The organism is Dokdonella sp. (genome assembly GCF_039926425.1).
Taxonomy (GTDB): domain Bacteria; phylum Pseudomonadota; class Gammaproteobacteria; order Xanthomonadales; family Rhodanobacteraceae; genus Dokdonella_A.
The window spans coordinates 1-2,939 of record NZ_JBDSWZ010000265.1 but is presented as its reverse complement, the minus strand read 5'-3'; the positions used below and the strand labels follow the sequence as shown (position 1 = coordinate 2,939).

Below are 2,939 nucleotides of genomic sequence, written 5' to 3'. Positions count from 1 at the left end.
GATCAGCCTTTCGAACGGTGGCTATGCACGCGCTCTCGGATCGCTTCGCATGATGATGATCGTCGATGCGAACGCCGACCGGAAGGTGGGGCGCAAGGAATTCGTCGACGCGCATGAGGCGATGTATTCCTACATGGGTGCCGGCTCCGACGGACCGCTCGATGCTCAGCATTGGGTTCTCGCGCATTTTCCGCATTGATGTCGCGAAGCTCGGCGTGTATCCGCCGGCGCCGTGAAAGGATAGAACCGCAGCGCGCTCGCGCTGTGAAGGAACAAGGCATCGTGTCTGAAACGGCCCCGCAAGTGATCGATGCGCCGCGGCATGCCTGCTATTCATCGAAACGGATGCGTTGTCTGCTCCAGTGCAGCCGGGACAGCAGTTTCTCGGTATTCAAACGTCCAATGATGGACGCTTGCTGATCTTTGCCGGAGGCGTGCCCTTGAAAGTGCGGCGACGTGGGCGATTTCCTCGAAGCCGGTCGCGTTGGTTGCGGCCGGCCCTTTTGAGCGGACGAACGTGCTCGTCACGGCTGACGTGTGACGACCCGCACGCGCTGGCTGCGCTTGCAGCGTCTCGCCGAGGATCATCAACGAAGCGGGCGACGCTGCGTTGACTCGATCGGGTCACGCGGTCCCGCTCCAACGGGTTACGTGATACACACCGAATGGGTCTGACGTACTGCGCTTGCACGATCGACAATCGTGACTCCTTGCGGGGGATGAACGATGAGCGCGATGGCCGAATCGAGTTTCACGACGCCAGCATTGAACGGCACCCACCAGCGCCGGCTGCTGTACGCACGCATTCTCGGTGCAGACGGTGAGGCCGCGATGCCGAATCCCTTTTGTGTCCTTCTTGTCGCGTCGCTCGGCGACCTCGATGTCTGGGTCGGTCGTGCGTGTGCCGCAGCGCTTGCGTTTCCGCGAGAGCGCGCTGCGCTGAAGGCGATCGCCCGTCTTGAAGATGGCACCCTGTTCCTCGTCGAGCGGGGCCGACAGATCGACGATCCACGGATCGCCGCGCTCACGCGCATGCTCGGGGAGCGGACCGCGCGGCATCTGTGTGCAATTCTCGTCACCGCACTGGAAGATCCGTTGACGGCCGATGCGGTGTTCGTCGAGCGTGCGGCGCTCGCGTTCGATGCGCATCTCGCTTCCACTCTGACCTTCACGCGCGCGTCCTGCACGGAGCGAGGCGGCCTTGCGCGCTGGCAGCAGGAACGTGCGAGCGAGTTGCTCATGCGCCATCCGGCGCACTCGGTGCCGCTGGACGAACTCGCGAGCGTCTGCCGCCTCTCGGTCAGCCACTTCGTCCGCGCTTTTCGCAAATCGACAGGACTTCCGCCGCATCGCTGGCTGGTGGTCCGCCGGGTCAATCTCTGCAAGGATTTGCTCGTTGCCGACCGTCAACGTCCGCTGGCCGACATTGCGCTGGCCTGTGGCTTTGCCGATCAGAGTCACTTCACGCGGACGTTTTCCCGCATCGCGGGAATGACGCCCGGTGCATGGCGCCGCTACGCACCCGTGCATGTCGATGCGCGTCAGTCGACATCGTGCTCCGATGACGCCGACCATGCACGCGCGTCGATGTCCATGGCGTGACGATCCACGCGCACGTCACGTTGATGCCGGCGTTTTCCAGGGATTGATCGACTGCAAGGTGGCCCGGGAGCGCCGGCGAGTGGAGAAGTGCGCGGATTGGCCCCAAAGGGTCATTGCGACGAGCGCCGTCGCGTGTTCTTGTGTCGCCCATCGCATGTCTTTGGTCGGGCCCGATTCCGTTGACCCGTCCGGACGTGGAGCGGTGTTCGACCCAACGCGCGCAAGGAGCCTGCCAGTGAGCCTGTCCATCGTCCGCATCCTCATCGTCGATGACCACCCGCTGATGCGCACCGGTTTGGCGGCGGTACTGGAAGAAGACGAGACGTTGCAGATCGTTGGGCAGGCGACCAACGGATGCGAAGCGGTGGAGGTTCATCGTCGCCTCCGACCCGACATCGTGCTGATGGACATCCAGATGCCGGAGATGGACGGCGTCGCTGCGACGAAAGCGATCTGCAGGGAATTTCCGGACGCACGGATCATCGTGTTCACCACCTATCGCGGCGACGTGCAGGCGCGTGACGCACTGGTCGCGGGGGCCAAGGCTTACCTGCTGAAGAGCGCGATCCGGACCGAGTTGATCGATGCGATACGCGAGGTGTCGAGCGGACGCCGCTACATCGCAGCCGACGTCGCGCGCGAACTGGCCGAACACATGGAAAGCGAATCGCTGTCCAATCGCGAGCGACAGGTGATTGAATGCATCGCCGCGGGAAACTCCAACAAGCGGGTGGGTGCATTGTTGGGCATCTCCGAAGATACAGTGAAGAACCACGTCAAGAGCATACTCGGCAAGTTGGGCGCGCTGGACCGGACGCACGCGATCAATATCGCGTACCGGCGCGGGATACTGGCGCCGAAGTAGCGGGCGGGGCCGCTCGCAGTCATGCCCGACCTCGAACGAGCGAATGCCGATGGCGACATGGAATCTGCAGAATGTGAGCCGCGGTTTTCGCGAGCGGGTAGTCCTGGCGCTCGCGATCTTTTTTGCGGGCTCGCTGCATCGGGCCTCTGCGCTCGACCCCCAGGTGCATGTGTCCCAATACGGGCACACCGCGTGGCGAACGCGCGATGGGTTTTTTCCCGGCGCGCCGCAGGTGTTTGCTCAGACCACTGACGGTTATCTCTGGATCGGCACCGCAAACGGGCTGGTGCGGTTCGATGGAATTCACTTTGAGCCGTTGCTCCCGACTGTACAGGCTCGCCCACCGTCCGGGTCCATCGTCGCGCTGATGGCGGCGCGCGATGGCGCGCTGTGGATCGGATCCTACGAAGGGCTCGCCCGCCTTCACGACGGACGGCTGTTTGCGTTTCCCGATGTGAAAGGCGCGGTCTGG

At 63.5% G+C, this 2,939-nt stretch carries 4 protein-coding genes; all 4 read left to right on the top strand.

Annotation, left to right across the window (positions count from 1 at the left end; genetic code table 11):
• Positions 1 to 199, top strand: a 199-nt coding sequence (locus tag ABIV12_RS15090; RefSeq protein ID WP_348060778.1) for a hypothetical protein, incomplete at its 5' end; no start/stop codon positions are given.
• 527 nt (positions 200 to 726) lie between these two features.
• Positions 727 to 1,602 carry an AraC family transcriptional regulator gene (locus tag ABIV12_RS15085; protein WP_348060776.1) on the top strand — a complete coding sequence of 292 codons (876 nt, stop codon included), beginning with the start codon at positions 727 to 729 and terminating at the stop codon, positions 1,600 to 1,602.
• 256 nt (positions 1,603 to 1,858) lie between these two features.
• On the top strand, positions 1,859 to 2,467 hold the full coding sequence (locus ABIV12_RS15080) for a response regulator transcription factor (protein WP_348060780.1): 609 nt from the start codon (positions 1,859 to 1,861) through the stop codon (positions 2,465 to 2,467).
• Positions 2,468 to 2,516: 49 nt separating this feature from the next.
• A partial coding sequence (locus tag ABIV12_RS15075; RefSeq protein ID WP_348060774.1) for a two-component regulator propeller domain-containing protein occupies positions 2,517 to 2,939 on the top strand: 423 nt, incomplete at its 3' end.